Here is a 14,020-nt window from a genome sequence, read left to right as displayed (position 1 = left end):
AACTAATGTGCAATAAGGCCTGCGATACGGTGCAGTTCCATGAGCGAGGATGACTGGCTGGCGGACACCCGAACGTCCTACGACACGGTGGCGGAGAGCTACGCCGGCCAGCTGCGCGACGCGCTGACCGGCGAGCCCTACCTGCGTGCCGCCCTGAAACTGTTCGCCGGCCAGGTCGGCGTCGGCCGGGTCGCCGACGTCGGCTGCGGCCCCGGGCACGTCACCGCCTACCTGCACGAGCTGGGCGTCGACGCGTTCGGCATCGACCTGTCGCCGGCGATGGTCGACATCGCCCGGCGGGACCACCCGGGCATCCGGTTCGAGGTGGGCTCGATGACCGACCTCGACCTGCCCGACGCGTCGGTCGCCGGGCTGCTCGCCTTCTGGTCGCTGGTGCACATCCCCGACGCCGTGATCCCGGCCGTCTTCGACGGCTTCCGGCGGGTGCTGCGGCCCCGCGCCCCACTGCTGGTCGGGTTCCATGCCGGCCACGGGTCGCGCCTGAAGACGGAGGGGTACGGCGGGCACCCGATGCGGGTCCACGTCCACCGCCGCCGTCCCGAGCAGGTCGCGTCCTGGCTGCGCGACGCCGGGTTCACCATCGAGGCGCAACTGCTGCTGGACCCCGACCAGGCGGCCCCCGGCGCGGTGCTGTTCGCCCTCCGCGCGGCGTGATTCCTCCCCGGATACGGTTTCCCGCGCGCCGGGTGAGGTACCCCAGGGGTGTGGAGATTCCCTGATGGCCGACGGCTACGAGTTCGTCGTGGTGGCCAACCGGCTCCCCGTGGACCGCACGGTCGGCGACGACGGCGAGCAGCACTGGACCCGCAGCCCGGGCGGGCTGGTCAGCGCCCTCGAACCGATCGTGCGCAGCTCCGGCGGCGCCTGGGTCGGCTGGACCGGCGCGCCCGACGACGACACCGGCCCGCAGGAGGTCGACGGGATCGAGCTGCGCCCCGTGCCGTTGAGCGCCGAGGACGTCGACCGCTACTACGAGGGCCAGTCCAACTCGACCATCTGGCCGCTGTTCCATGATCTCGTCGAGCCGCCCGTGCACCGGCGACCGTGGCGGCAGGCGTACGACTCGGTGAACCGCCGCTTCGCCGAGGCCACCGCCGAGGTCGCGGCCCACGGTGCCACCGTGTGGGTGCACGACTACCAGCTGCTGCTCGTCCCGGCGATGCTGCGGGCGCTGCGGCCGGACCTGCGCATCGGGTTCTTCCTGCACATCCCGTTCCCTCCGGTGGAGCTGTTCATGCAGCTGCCCCGGCGGGCCGAACTGCTGCGCGGGCTGCTCGGCGCCGACCTGGTCGGGTTCCAGCGCCCCCACGCGGCACAGAACTTCCTGCAGCTCGCCGCCGGGCTGCTCGGCCTCGAACCGGACGACGACCGGGTCGCCTACGAGGGACGCACCGTGGTCGCCCAGGCCTTCCCGATCTCCATCGACGTGGCCGAGACGGACCGCCTCGCCGCCGACCCCGACGTCCAGCGGGAAGCGGACCGGCTGCGCGCCGAGCTCGGCGGCGACCGGCGGCTGCTGCTCGGCGTCGACCGCCTCGACTACACCAAGGGCATCGAGCAGCGCGTCGAGGCGTTCGGCGAGCTGCTCGCCGAGGGCGTGGTCTCCAACGACGAGGTCGTGCTCGTGCAGGTCGCCACCCCCAGCCGGATGCGCGTCGCGCAGTACCAGCAGCTGCGGGAGCGCGTCGAGCGCGAGGTCGGCCGGATCAACGGCGAGTTCGGCGCCGTGGGGCGGGTCCCGGTGCACTACCTGTTCCAGTCGCGCTCACCGGCCGAGCTGGTCGCGCTGTACCTGGCGACCGACGTCATGCTCGTCACCCCGCTGCGGGACGGCATGAACCTCGTGGCCAAGGAGTTCGTCGCCGCCCGCCGGGACGAGCAGGGCGCGCTCGTGCTCAGCGAGTTCACCGGCGCCGCCGCCGAGCTCGACGACGCCTTCGTGGTGAACCCGCACGACGTCGAGGACCTCAAGCGCGCGATCGTCGCCGCGCTGGACGCCCCACCGGACGACCGCGCCGTGCGGATGCGCCGGATGCGCGCCCGCGTCCAGGCCCACGACGTCGACCACTGGGCCCGCGAGTTCCTCGCCGCCCTGGCCTGACCCGGCTCAGTGCCGCTGGGGTGCCGGGTCCGGTTCGGGGTGGCGCAGCTCGGCGGACAGGTCGCTCAGGGTGCTGTTCGCCCAGCGCACGGCGGTCAGGTACAGCGACGCGAGGGCCGCCGGATCCTCCGTGACGCTCGCCGCGGCCGGTGCCGCGCCCGGCGCCGTATACGCGCGCACGGTGGCGAGGACCTCGCCGAGCGGGCCGGTGCCGGCGAGGAGCGCGTCGGTGAGGGTCTGGTCCAGCGGCACGCCGTTGAGGACCCGGTCGGTCGGCTCGCCGAACAGGTCGGCGACGGCCGACAGCAGCCCGCCGATGTAGGCGGGCTCGCCCGGCAGCGCCGCGGCCTCGGCGAGCAGCTGGCAGCACCGGGCCCGGATCAGCAGCTGGCTGAGTTGCTCCGGGTCGGCCTCGGTGATGTCCGCGACCAGCATCAGCGTCACCCACTGGCGCAGCCGGGTCAGGCCGAGCGCCACGACCGCGTCGCGGATCGACGACACGGTGCGGTTGAGGCCGAAGGATGCCGCGTTCGTGGCGCGCAGCAGCCGCAGGCTCAGGGCCGCGTCCTGGCCGACGAGGTCGACGAGCCCGTCGATGTCGACGTCATCGACGCTGAGCGCGGCCATGATGCGCAGCCGGGTGAGCCGGGACGGGGCGAGGGCGACGGTCGAGCTGACGTGCGGGCGGCCCAGCACGTGCCCCTGGAAGAACTCGAACCCCAGCGACATCGCGAAGTCGAGCGCCTCGGGGGTCTCCAGGCGCTCCGCGATCAGCTGCAGGTGGGCGTGCAGCCGGCAGTTGAGGACGGTGGCGCGGACGGTTGCCTCGTCGGCGTCCAGCATGTCGATCTTCACGTAGGTGGCGATGTCGAGCAGCCGCTCGTGGCTGGTGCCGAACACGAAGTCGTCCAGGGCGATCGTGTACCCCTGCTCGGCGAGCGCGGTCACGCCGGCCAGGACGTCCTCGTCGACGTCGGTGGTCTCCAGGACCTCGAGGACCGCCTGGCTGCAGTCGAAGGGCAGCGGCAGCTGGCCGGTGAGGAAGTCCCGGGTCAGGTTGATGAAGCAGACCCGGCCGCCGGCGACCTCGTCCAGCCCGAACTCCGTGAACGCGGCGACCAGCACCCGGGCGGTGGCGTGCGCGTCGCGGCGGGACGCGGTCGAGGCGGTCGCTCCGGCCCGGAACAGCAGCTCGTGCGCGACCACCGCCCCGTCACGGTCGTAGATCGGCTGCCGGCCGACGTGGACCACGTGATCGCCGTCAGGCCCACCCGTTTCCTGGCTCACCTCGTCATGATCGCCCGAAAATCCCCCCGATTACCGGAAAACGGAGGAATGCGGCTTTGAGCGCCACACCCGCTCACCGTCGACCTCCTCGTCCGTGACGGACAGGCCGGCCCGCGCCGCGACCCCCGCCGAAGCGTGATGGTCCGGATGGATGTTTGCGGTGACCACCGCGAGACCCCGATCGAGCAGCCACCGCACCAGCGCCGCCGCCGCCTCACCGGCGTAGCCGTGCCCCTGCCAGGGCACGCCGATGACCCAGGCGATCTCGGCGGCCCGGCCGGTCACGGTCGCCTGGACCGTGCCGATCGGTGCCCCGTCGTCCGCCCGGCGCACGATCCAGTTCAGCCACGACTCGTCCGGGTCGTCCGGGCCGGCCACCAGCCGCTCGTACCGGCGGCGCAGCTCGAGAGCACCGAGCGGATGGCCACCGGTGAACCCGTGCAGCGCCTCGTCGCCGAGCACGTCGGCCATCGCGTCGGCGTCGGACGGGCGCAGCGGGGTCAGCACGAGCCGCTCGGTGGTGATCGTCGAAAATTCGATGTCGCACCTCGGTCACATCTTGTACGTCGGCTCCGTCAGACCCGGTGAGAACGCATTTTCCGACGGCACGGAGGAGCACGACGATGAAGATGAGCAGCATCTCGGGAGTGGTCTGCTACGTCAAGGACCTGGACGAGACGGCGGCCTTCTACGAGCAGCTGGGCTTTCGGATGAAGCGCGACGCCAACCAGCTCACCGCCTACGTGAACTGGTTCTGGATCACGTTCCGGCCGCACGAGGGCGAGGAGCCGCCGGTCAGGGGCGCCGGCACCTACCTGTACATCAAGGTCGAGGACATCCAGGAGTTCTACGCGGGCGTGCAGGCGCTGGGCCTGAAACCGGCGACCGAGCCGACGAAGAAGGCCGGCATGGTGGAGTTCGAACTGGCCGACCCGGACGGCTACCACCTCGTGTTCTTCTGGAAGAAGTAAGCGTCATGCCGCCGGGGTGACGCCCGGACACACCGCGGGATGGTGCGCTGGCGGCATGAGCAATGCGGAGCGGGAGCGGGTCGCGTCCTTCGGGCGACCGGAGGACGGCCTTCTTGACGCGAGTCCCTGGTACCGGTGGGGGCCGTACCTCAGCGAGCGGGCCTGGGGCACCGTGCGCGAGGACTACAGCGGCGACGGCACGGCGTGGGAGGCGTTCCCGCACGAGCATGCGCGCTCCCGGGCGTACCGGTGGAGCGAGGACGGCCTCGGCGGCATCTGCGACGCCGAGCAGCGGCTCTGCTTCGGCCTCGGCCTGTGGAACGGCGAGGACCCGATCCTCAAGGAACGCATCTTCGGGCTCACCGGCAACGAGGGCAACCACGGCGAGGACGCCAAGGAGTACTGGTGGTACCTCGACGCGGTGCCCAGCCACGCCTGGATGCGCTGGCGGTACCACTACCCGCAGCGGGCGTTCCCCTACGAGCAGCTGGTGAGCGAGAACCGGCGCCGGTCCCGGGAGGAGCCGGAGTTCGAGCTGCTGGACACCGGCGCGTTCGACGAGGACCGGTACTGGATCGTCGAGACCGACTACGCGAAGGCGGACCCGGACGACCTGCGGATCCGGGTGCGGCTCACCAACACCGGGCCGGAGGCGGCGACGCTGCACGTGCTGCCGACCGTGTGGTTCCGCAACACCTGGTCGTGGGACTCGGAGGACCGGCCCAGGCCGCGTCTCGCCGCCACCGGCGGTGCCACGATCGGCGTCGAGCACGAGGGCCTCGGCCCGATGGTGCTGCAGGCCGCGCCGGGGCCCGACGGCGCGACGCCGCGGCAGCTGTACTGCGAGAACGAGACCAACGCCGAGCGGCTGTTCGGCAGCCCGTCCGTGACGCCGTTCCCGAAGGACGGCATCAACGACCACGTGGTGCACGGCGCCCCCACCGTCAACCCGGAGCGGGAGGGCACCAAGGCCGCGTTCTGGTACGAGGTGACGGCCCAGCCGGGCGAGACGGTCTCGCTGTCGCTGCGGCTGGCGCCGAAGGCCGACCCGTCCGCCTTCGGACCGAAGTTCGAGAAGGTGCTGCGGCAGCGGCGGGCCGAGGCCGACGCCTTCTACGCGGACCTGACGCCGCCGGGGACCTCCGCCGAGGACGCCATGATCATGCGGCAGGGCTTCGCCGGCATGATCTGGGGCAAGCAGTTCTACAACTACGACGTCGCCCAGTGGCTCAAGGGCGACCCGGCGCAGCCGCCGCCCCCGCCCGGCCGGCAGCACGGCCGCAACGCCGGCTGGCGGCACCTGGACGCCTCCGACATCATGTCCATGCCGGACCCGTGGGAGTACCCGTGGTTCGCCGCGTGGGACTCCGCCTTCCACGCCGTCGCGCTCGCCCACCTCGACCCGGCCTTCGCGAAGTACCAGCTGGTCCTGCTGTGCCGCGAATGGTTCCAGCATCCCAACGGCGCGATCCCCGCCTACGAGTGGGCGTTCGAGGACCTCAACCCGCCGGTGCAGGCGTGGGCCGCGCTGCAGGTGTATCAGATCGACGGCCGGCGCGACCTGCAGTTCCTGACCCGGGTCTTCTCGAAGCTGGTGCTGAACTTCACCTGGTGGGTCAACCGTGAGGACGCCGACGGCAGGAACCTGTTCCAGGGCGGCTTCCTGGGGTTGGACAACATCGGCCCGATCGACCGGTCGCACCTGCCGCCGGGGTACCGGCTGGAGCAGTCCGACGCGACCGCATGGATGGCGTTCTACTGCCTGAACCTGCTGGAGATGGCCCGGGAGCTCGCCCGGCACAACCCGGCGCTGGACGACCTCGTGGTCAAGTTCCTGGAGCACTTCGCCCTCATCTCCGAGGCGATGCGCGCCAACGACCTGTGGGACGAGCAGGACGGCTTCTACTACGACATGCTGCGCGCCCCCGACGGCTCCAGCACGCCGCTGCGGGTGCGCTCGATGGTCGGCGTCATCCCGCTGTTCGCCACGAAGGCGCTGCATCGGGAGGACTTCGACCGGGTCCGGCGGCTGTCCAAGAGCTTCGCCGAGATGCCGGCGCACCAGGTGCTCAGCGACGACGGCGACACCGGCCTCATGGCCGTCGGCGTGGCCGCGCACGGGCGGGCCCGCCGCATCCTGCCGCACCTGTTCGACGAGGAGAGCTTCCTGTCCCCGTACGGCCTGCGGGCCCTGTCCCGGTGGCACGCCACGCACCCGTTCAGCGTGGAGCTGCCCGGCTGGACCGCGCGCGTCAGCTACGAGCCGGCGGAGTCCACCACCGGCATGTTCGGCGGCAACTCCAACTGGCGCGGCCCGCTGTGGATGCCGCTGAACTACCTGGTGCTGCGCACCCTGGAGGACTACCACACCAACCTCGGCGACGCCGTGAAGATCGAGTATCCGACCGGCTCCGGGCGCCAGTGCACCGCCGGCGAGATCGCCGAGGATCTGCGTCAGCGGATGCTCTCGCTGTACCGCCGTGGCGCCGACGGCCGCAGACCGGCGTTCGGCTGGGTGGACCGGCTGCAGCACGACCCGAACTGGCGCGACAACCTGCTCTTCTACGAGTACTTCCACGCCGACAACGGCGCGGGGCTCGGCGCGATGCACCAGACCGGCTGGACCGGGCTGCTGGCCGAGCTCATCGCCCGTCCTTCCACGGGAGTCCAGCGGTGATCACCTTCGGCCGCCAGGTGTGCGGCGACCTCGATGCCGCGTCCACCCGCGAGTGGCTGGTGACGGACGGGCTCGGCGGCTACGCGATGGGCACGGTCGCGGGCCTGCGCACCCGCCGCTACCACGGCCTGCTCGTCGCCGCGGCGCCCGGCGCCAGCTCCCGGATGCTCGGCCTGGCCGCCCTCGACCCGGTCGTGCGGGCCGGCGACCGGGTGTTCCGCCTCGCCACCGACGAATGGGCCGGCGGCGCCGTCGACCCCGCCGGGCACGTCCACCTCGCCGAGTTCCGCCTCGAGGACGGCGTGCCGTGCTGGCGCTGGGACCTCGGCGACGTGGTGCTCGAACGGGAGATCGCGATGGCACACGGCCGCCCCGCGGTCGGCGTCGTCTTCCGCGTCCTGCGCGCCCCGGGCCCGATCACGCTCGAACTGACCCCGCTGTGCACCTGGCGCGACGCCCACGGCGAACGCCACGGCGACATCGAACCCCGGATGATCCCGGTCGCGGACGGCTTCGAGTTCGACGGCGCGTACCGGGTCACCGGGCCGAACTGGCAGCCCGGCGGTGAGTGGTTCCGGGGGGTGCATGCCCGCGCCGAGGCGGCCCGCGGCCTGAACCCGGACGAGGACCTGTGGGCCGCCGGCTGGTTCACCGCTTCCCTGGCGCCCGGCGCGTCCGTCGGGGTCACCGCCGCCGCGGCCCCCTACGGCGGCGTGCTGCCTCCCGCGGACGCCCTTGTCGCCGCCGCCCGGTCCCGCGCCCGCGCGCTCGTCCGGGGCGCCGGAGCGACCGATGCCGTCGGCCGGCAGCTCGTGATCGCCGCGGACCAGTTCGTCATCGACACCCCGACCGGCCCGTCGGCCGCGGCCGGCTACCCCTGGTTCGGGGAGTGGTCCCGCGACCTGATGACGTCCTTCGAGGGCCTGTTCCTGACCACCGGCCGCCTCGACGAGGCCCGCCGGGTCCTGCTGCGCGCCGGCGCCACCGTGTCGGAGGGGATGCTCGCCAACACCGCCGACACCGGCACGCTGGAGTACAACACCGCCGACGCGGCGCTGTGGTTCCTGCACGCGATCGACCGGTACTGCGCGGCCTCCGGCGACCTGGACACCGTCGCCGAGCTCGCCGACAGCATGAACGCGGTGCTCACCCACCACCAGCGGGGCACCCGCTACGGCATCGCCGCCGACCCCGCCGACGGCCTCCTCACCCAGGGCAAGCCCGGCTTCGCCCTCACCTGGATGGACGCCCGCATCGGCGGCGACCCCGTCACCGAACGCCAGGGCAAGGCCGTCGAGATCAACGCCCTGTGGATCTCGGGCCTGGCCACCACCGCCGCCCTCTTCGACCGCATCCGCCGCCCGAACGACTGGGCGTCCGCCGCCGCTCGCGCCGCCGCGTCCTTCGAACGCCGCTTCCCCCGCCCGGACGGTTCCGGCCTCTACGACGTCGTCGACGGCCCCACCGGCGACGACCCGTCCGTGCGCCCGAACCAGCTTTTGGCCGTCGCACTGCCGCACGTCCCGGCGGCCGACCCGCGGACCGTCGAGCTGTGCCGCACCGCGCTGCTCACGTCCCTCGGCCCGCGCTCGCTGGCCCCGGACGCACCGGCGTACCGCGGCCGCCACCAGGGCGGCCCCGCCGACCGCGACCGCGCCTACCACCAGGGCACCGTCTGGCCCTGGCTGATCGGCCCGTTCGTCGACGCCGCCCAACGCGTGGGCGCCGACGTCACCGGCGTGCTGGACGGCCTGGAGCTGCACCTCGGTGAGTGGGGCCTGGGCTCGGTGTCGGAGACCACGGACGGCGACGCCCCGCACACCGCCACCGGCTGCCCGTTCCAGGCCTGGTCGGTGGCCGAACTGCTCCGCGCCCGAGCCGCCGTGCTCTGACCTGCCGCCCCGGGGCTCGGTGGTTGAGCCCCAGCCGCAGCCCTGATTCCATCGGCCTGCGTTGGAGTCTGGCCGGACCGCGAACAAGGACCTCTACCCGGCTCTGGGTAGCGGATCTGCTCTGGTTCCCGGCATCTGGTTCCGCAGTCAAGGCCCATTGGCTTCATCCAGTTCGCCCACTACGGATCCGGCTGCCGCCGAGTTGGCGGAGTGTTCGACCGTCGGGCCGTACCCGACCGGGTGCCGTGATTGTCTCAGCCTTGCGCCATTGCCGGTGGTGATCGCCAGGAATCGGCGGACTCGCCGAGAGCCTTGGGCTCGACGTCGCACGGCGTACCGTCCACCAGCGCGGTGACGCGGCCCTCGATCAGGTAGAGCATGCCGGTCCACGGCGAGACGTGCGGTGGCGCTGGCGAGGCGGTGGGGCGATCACCTCGAAGACCTCAAAGTCCCGCCGACGTCCCGTACTCCCGCCTTCGCGGCGGGATCGCCGTCGATCATCGGGTAGCGCCGACCGCCGCCGGGCCGGACATGAACCTCGCTCATAGCTTCTCCCCGGGACACGCAGGAACAGCCTCGGTTGACCCGATTGGCTCCGCCCTCGCTGTTTGCGCCCTCGATGCGGCGGATTCACTGGCAAGCGACCACCTATGAACGATGACACGTTTGCCCGACTCACCCCATTTGAAACGGTCCAGATTTCCGTGGTGACGCTGTGTAACTCGATGTAATGACATGGATCACTGAAACTGCCTGTATCAGTGGCTCGTACACGGAGCTGTCGCCGCTAGCCCGGTAGCGGCGTGTAATGGATCTTCCCGCTCCTTCCCACAATCGTTGATCATCACTATCGTCCTGCCTGCATGATCGTTTGTGGGGGAGGCACGCATGGTGGGTCGTCGGGACGCATTCTCGATGCACGGGTCGGGGCGTGGCCGGGTGTGGCGGTGGTTGACCGCCATGTCGACGGGTGCGTTGTTGGCCCCCGTGGTGGTGGCGTTGCCGGCGCATGCCGCGCCTGTCAACCCGTCTGGGGCGGTGAATCCTCAAGAGCGTTCGGTGGCGGTGTCTGGTGTGCCGGGCCGCGCGCGGCCGGCGGTGGAGTCTGATTCGGCGGCGTTGGGGAAGGTGCCTGCACCGGTGTGGCCGGTGGCTGCGTCTGCGGTGGTGGCGGTGGCCGGAACGGCGCAGGCGCAGGCTCAGGCGAAGCAGCAGGGTGCGGTGGTGGCGCCGGGTGGTTTGCCGGTGGTGGTGCGGCCGGGTGGTCCGGTGTCGGAGCCGCGCACGGCGGGGGAGCAGTCCGCGCAGGCGGCTGCCGGGGCGGTGTCGCAGGTGCGGGTTTCGGTGCTTGGTCAGGACGCGGCCGCGGCGTTGAACGTCAAGGGTGTGGTGTTAACGGTGGCCCGGGCGGATGGCGCTGCGGGGTCTGCGGCGGTGGGCCTAGACCTGGATTACGCGGCTTTCGCGACGGGGTATGGCGGTGATTTCGGCGGTCGGTTGCGGTTGGTGTCGTTGCCGGCGTGCGCGGCGAGCACACCGGGTTTGCCGCAGTGTCAGGTGCAGACGCCGTTGAAGTCGGTGAACAACCCGGTGTCGAAGCGGGTGTCGTTCGACGCGGTGCAGGTGCCGGGTGACCCGGCAGCGGTGGCGGGTGGGTCGAAGTCTGCCAGGTCGGGGTCTGCCGGTGCGGTATTGGCGTTGACGGCAGGTACGACGTCGCAGGCCGGTGACTGGTCCAAGACCACGCTGTCGCCGGCCGGGTCATGGTCGCACGGCGGCTCGTCGGGCGACTTCACCTACAGCGTGCCGTTGAAGGTCCCGCCGTCGTTGGGTGGTCCCACGCCGAAGCTGGCGCTGCAGTACAGCTCGGGCGGCCTTGACGGTAAGACGGTGGCGACGAATGCGCAGGCGTCGTGGGTCGGCGACGGCTGGGACCTCGAGCTCGGCTATATCGAGCGGTCCTACCGTGGTTGTTCCGATGATGGCAACGCGACCGGTGACTTGTGTTGGACGTCGGCGAACGGCGACAACGAGCCGGTCTCGATCGTGCTAGACGGCGTGTCAGGGCAGTTGGTGCGGGACAGCACGACCGGTGAGTACAAGTCGGCGATTCACAAGGGTTGGAGTTTCAAGAAGTACACCGGTGCGGTCAACTTTGACAATGACGGTGAGTTCTGGCAAGTGATGTCGCCGGACGGGACGCAGTACTTCTTCGGTCACGGCGGCGCCTACAGTGCGACAGCGGCGCAGACGAATTCCACGGGGATCGTGCCGGTGTACGGCAACCACAGTGGAGAGCCGTGCTACAAGACGCCGGCGCAGGGTGGGTATGCGGCGTCGTCGTGTGCGCAGGCGTTCCGGTGGAACCTGGACTATGTGGTGGACCCGCGCGGGAACAGTGAGACGATCTTCTATCAGAAGACGACCGCGAAGTACGGGCACAACAACGGTAACGGTGTCGCGGACTACGACATCAACGTGTTCCCGACGCGGATCGAGTACGGCACCCGGCAGGGTTCGGAGGGCGCGGCGGGCAAGCCGGCGCCGATGGTGGTCGACTTCGCGGTGAACCCGGCCGGCCGGTGCAACGACGTGGGGTCCTGCGGGATCGACGTGCCGTGGGATCAGTACTGCGTGCAGGCCTCGTGCCCGAACCAGACCAGCCCGGCGCACTTCATGCAGTGGGCGTTGGCGTCGGTGACCACGAGGGTGTTGACGGATGCGACCACCGTCCCGCCCACCTATCAAAACGTCGACCAGTGGACTCTTGACCACGATTTCCTGAACCCTGGCGATACCAGTCCGGCGGCGTTGTGGCTGGAGGGGTTGCAGCACACCGGGTTCAAGGGTGGCGTGTCGTTGTCGGAGCCGCCGATGGCGTTCGGTGGTGGCGCGTTGGACAACCGGGTCGACTACAACCTGGCTGCTGGTGTGCTCAAGTTGCGCCGGTTCCGGCTCGGCAGCATCGAGAACGGCACCGGCGGTCTGTTGACGGTGTACTACGCGGGAACGGACTGCAGCCCGACGAACATCCCCGAGGGCAGCGCGAACGCCAACATCTACCGGTGTTTCCCGCAGTACTGGGCGCCGGAGGGCGGTACGGCAGGGTTCGGCTGGTTCCACAAGTACGTGGTGACCGCGGTGCAGCAGACCGACATGGCTGATTCGACCGCGCCGCCGGTGTTGACCAGTTATACCTACAGCCTCGCGCACTCCTCGACGAAGGTGCTGTGGGGTCATGATCCGTCCGAGATGTCGCCGCTGTCGCGGCGGTCGTGGTCGGACTGGCGTGGCTACACCGATGTCACCACGACGACCGGGCCGGTCGGCGGCACGCAGACGGTGTCCTCGTCGTTGTACTACCGGGGCCTGCACGGTGACCGCGCCGACGCTACTGGCGGGGCCCGGACAGCCACCATCGAAGACTCGCAGGGCACAACCACCGACTTCTACATGCTGCGGGGGAAACTGCGGGAGGACACGTCGTTCCGGCCGGGTGGGCTGGCGTACTCCTCGACGTTGCACAGCTACGGCTACGGCGCGGTCGCGACGCGTCCCCTCGCGTACGGGATGGGGACCCTGGTCGCGAACAACTTTGCCGAGACCGAGACCCGCACCCGCACCCACACCACCACGGCGGGAGTCGAGGGGTGGCGATGGACCAAGACCACCACCACGACCGACAGCTACACCCTGCCCACCCTGATCCGCGACTACGGTGACGAGGCCGACCCGACCGACGACCGCTGCACCGAGATCACCTACGCCGACCGCAGCGTCGACCCGAGCAGTGGCCGCTACCACGTCAACTACCAGCGGCAGACCCTGCAGACGTACTGCAACCTCTATGGGCTCGGCCACTACCAGGGCGGGACGTTCACGTACTACGACGGCAACACCACCGGCACCGGTCCGGTCGGCCAGGGCCTCGTCACCAGGACCGACGCGCTGAGTAGCGTCGATTACAGCGTGCCGGCGAACCCGGTCCTGAGTTGGCAGAACACCGCGAACACCGGCTACGACAGCTACGGCCGGGTCGTGTGGACCCGTGACCCGATGAACGACAACGCCCACAAGACCACCATCCAGTACACTCCCGCCGCGGACGCTCCGGTCATCACGACCGTTACCACCAACCCGCTCGGGCATAGTGCGACTATCACGTCGGACGGTGCCCGCGGCGTACCGGTGACGCTGAAGGACGCCAACGACAAGACCACCACCGCGGTCTACGACCCGCTGGGCCGGCTCACCCAAGTGTGGCTGAACCGCCCTGCCACCGGCCTCCCGGACTCTCAATACACCTACACGCTGTCCACGGGTCCGGGGTCGATCAACTCCGTTGCCACGACGGTGCTGGGCCCGAACGGGAACGGGATCACCAGCTACGACCTGTACGACGGCAACCTGCGGCTCCGGCAGCACCAGAGCCCGGCCCCGCAGGCCAACACCGGACGGATCGTCACCGACACCCAGTACGACGGACGCGGCCTCACCGCCAAAACCACCACGTTCTGGAACCTGAACGCGGCGACCGCCGCGCTCGCCAACTTCGCCGACACCGATTCTGGTGTCAAGAACCAGCACCGCTATACCTACGACAGCCTCGGTCGGCAGACCGTCGACGCGTTGTATTCGGTCAACACCCTGAAGTGGCAGATCACCACCGCCTACGACGGCAACTACACCACCGTCACACCACCCGACGGCGGCGCCGCCACCACCACCTACGTCAACGGCCGGGGCAAGACCACCGAACTGCGCCAGTACCTCGGCGGTACCCCGACCGGCAGCTACCACGCCACTACGTACACCTACGACCTTTTCGACCGCCTCAGGCAGGTCCAGGACCAGTCCGGCAACTCTTGGACGAGCCAGTACAATCTGCTCGGCCAACTCGTCTCGACCTCTGACCCGGACAAGGGCACCACAAGCATCAGTTACGACCTGGCCGGCCGGCCGGCGACGGTCACCGACGCCAGGCCGGGGGTGAGTACGACCCTCAAGTACGACGAGCTCGGCCGTAAGACCGGCCTGTACGACGGGGTCGGCACCACCGGGTTCAAGCAGG

The 14,020-nt window shown here is 70.4% G+C and carries 8 protein-coding genes and 1 pseudogene; 6 read left to right on the top strand and 3 right to left on the bottom strand.

Going from position 1 to position 14,020, the window contains the following annotated elements; genetic code table 11:
• Positions 1-39 precede the first annotated feature (39 nt).
• Together Dsi01nite_RS18140 and Dsi01nite_RS18135 are read left to right on the top strand one after the other, a co-directional pair.
• Positions 40-675 (top strand): class I SAM-dependent DNA methyltransferase, encoded by a 636-nt coding sequence (locus Dsi01nite_RS18140; RefSeq protein WP_203847356.1) that lies wholly within the window; start codon positions 40-42, stop codon positions 673-675.
• Between the two features lie 64 nt (positions 676-739).
• A complete protein-coding gene (locus Dsi01nite_RS18135) occupies positions 740-2,122 on the top strand; it encodes an alpha,alpha-trehalose-phosphate synthase (UDP-forming) (protein ID WP_203847355.1) in 1,383 nt (460 codons plus the stop codon).
• Between the two features lie 6 nt (positions 2,123-2,128).
• Here the strand turns inward: Dsi01nite_RS18135 and Dsi01nite_RS18130 are convergent, their stop codons facing one another.
• Both Dsi01nite_RS18130 and Dsi01nite_RS18125 read right to left on the bottom strand, forming a co-directional pair.
• Positions 2,129-3,409, bottom strand: a complete 1,281-nt coding sequence (locus Dsi01nite_RS18130; RefSeq protein WP_203847354.1) for an EAL and HDOD domain-containing protein — start codon at positions 3,407-3,409, stop codon at positions 2,129-2,131.
• Between the two features lie 30 nt (positions 3,410-3,439).
• A complete protein-coding gene (locus Dsi01nite_RS18125; RefSeq protein WP_239135973.1) occupies positions 3,440-3,916 on the bottom strand; it encodes a GNAT family N-acetyltransferase in 477 nt (158 codons plus the stop codon).
• Between the two features lie 116 nt (positions 3,917-4,032).
• Here Dsi01nite_RS18125 and Dsi01nite_RS18120 point away from each other — a divergent pair, with 116 nt between their 5' ends.
• From Dsi01nite_RS18120 to Dsi01nite_RS18110, 3 genes are read left to right on the top strand one after another with little or no spacing between them, the layout of a single operon-like run.
• A complete protein-coding gene (locus Dsi01nite_RS18120; RefSeq protein ID WP_203847353.1) occupies positions 4,033-4,380 on the top strand; it encodes a VOC family protein in 348 nt (115 codons plus the stop codon).
• A gap of 55 nt (positions 4,381-4,435) precedes the next feature.
• On the top strand, positions 4,436-7,057 hold the full coding sequence (locus tag Dsi01nite_RS18115; protein ID WP_203847352.1) for an MGH1-like glycoside hydrolase domain-containing protein: 2,622 nt from the start codon (positions 4,436-4,438) through the stop codon (positions 7,055-7,057).
• Complete coding sequence (locus tag Dsi01nite_RS18110; RefSeq protein ID WP_239135972.1) at positions 7,054-8,949, top strand: amylo-alpha-1,6-glucosidase; 1,896 nt, start codon at positions 7,054-7,056, stop codon at positions 8,947-8,949. The genes Dsi01nite_RS18115 and Dsi01nite_RS18110 overlap by 4 nt, the downstream gene beginning before the upstream one ends.
• Positions 8,950-9,203: 254 nt before the next feature.
• Here Dsi01nite_RS18110 and Dsi01nite_RS58340 read toward each other — a convergent pair whose 3' ends face one another.
• Positions 9,204-9,329 (bottom strand): hypothetical protein, encoded by a 126-nt coding sequence (locus Dsi01nite_RS58340; RefSeq protein ID WP_275423391.1) that lies wholly within the window; start codon positions 9,327-9,329, stop codon positions 9,204-9,206.
• A 580-nt stretch (positions 9,330-9,909) separates the two neighbouring features.
• On the opposite strand from Dsi01nite_RS58340, the pseudogene Dsi01nite_RS18105 reads away from it, so the two are divergent.
• Positions 9,910-14,020: pseudogene (locus tag Dsi01nite_RS18105) on the top strand (hypothetical protein); the annotation flags it as partial.

It is taken from the genome of Dactylosporangium siamense, assembly GCF_016862795.1.
Classification (GTDB): domain Bacteria; phylum Actinomycetota; class Actinomycetes; order Mycobacteriales; family Micromonosporaceae; genus Dactylosporangium; species Dactylosporangium siamense.
Note: the sequence above shows the minus strand (reverse complement) of the source record. Positions and strands in the feature narration are given on the sequence as shown.

What these genes read in the sequence shown, in the direction of transcription:
- Dsi01nite_RS18120 (WP_203847353.1), top strand. Translation starts at nt 4,033, where the DNA reads ATGAAGATGAGCAGCATCTCGGGAGTGGTCTGCTACGTCAAGGACCTG.
- Dsi01nite_RS18140 (WP_203847356.1), top strand. Translation starts at nt 40, where the DNA reads ATGAGCGAGGATGACTGGCTGGCGGACACCCGAACGTCCTACGACACG.
- Dsi01nite_RS58340 (WP_275423391.1), bottom strand. Translation starts at nt 9,329, where the DNA reads ATGCTCTACCTGATCGAGGGCCGCGTCACCGCGCTGGTGGACGGTACG.
- Dsi01nite_RS18115 (WP_203847352.1), top strand. Translation starts at nt 4,436, where the DNA reads ATGAGCAATGCGGAGCGGGAGCGGGTCGCGTCCTTCGGGCGACCGGAG.
- Dsi01nite_RS18135 (WP_203847355.1), top strand. Translation starts at nt 740, where the DNA reads ATGGCCGACGGCTACGAGTTCGTCGTGGTGGCCAACCGGCTCCCCGTG.